This is a genomic window from Pseudomonas sp. 05N36, assembly GCF_056397385.1.
In genome coordinates this window covers 1-749 of record NZ_JBFTNH010000056.1, presented here as the reverse complement: position 1 = coordinate 749, position 749 = coordinate 1, and the positions used below count along the sequence as shown (strand labels likewise).

The following is a 749-nucleotide window of genomic DNA, read 5'->3' as shown; positions in this document are numbered from 1 at the left end:
ATGGTGGTGACGGCCGGCGTCGTGCTTGGGGTCAGCTGCTCGAAGTTGCCACCGGTGGTGCTTTCGATGGTGGTGCTGACGGTGCTGCCGTTTTTGTAAACGTCGTTGGCTGGAGTATCGACCACCACCGAGCCGCTGGTTTTGCCGGCTTCGATGTTGATCACGGCGCCGTTCGACAGGGTGACAGTCATCGCGGTGCCGGCTGGATTGCTCAGCGTGGCGGTGTAAGTGATCTGGCCACCTTCAATCACCGCACCATTCGCCGTCAGGCTCAACCCGGTGTTGTCGATCGAGTCGGTGATCGTCGTAACGGCCGGGGTGGTGCTTGGGGTCAGCTGTTCGAAATTGCCACCGCTGGTGCTTTCGATAGTGGTGCTGACGGTGCTGCCGTTTTTGTAGACGTCGTTCGCCGGGGTGTCGACCACCACCGAGCCGCTGGTTTTGCCGGCTTCGATGTTGATCACGGCGCCATTACTCAGCGTGACAGTCATCGGCGTGCCCGCCGGGTTGCTCAGGGTCGCGGTGTAGGTGATCTGCCCACCTTCGGTAATCGTGTTGTCGGCAGTTAGGGTCAGGCCGGTGTTATCGATCGAATCGGTGATGGTGGTGACGGCCGGCGTCGTGCTTGGGGTCAGCTGCTCGAAGTTGCCACCGGTGGTGCTTTCGATGGTGGTGCTGACGGTGCTGCCGTTTTTGTAAACGTCGTTGGCTGGAGTATCGACCACCACCGAGCCGCTGGTTTTGCCGGC

At 60.9% G+C, this 749-nt stretch carries 1 protein-coding gene; it reads right to left on the bottom strand.

Annotated elements, in window-relative coordinates:
* A partial coding sequence (locus tag AC1DIH_RS28125; protein WP_477774086.1) for an immunoglobulin-like domain-containing protein occupies window positions 1-749 on the bottom strand: 749 nt, incomplete at both ends.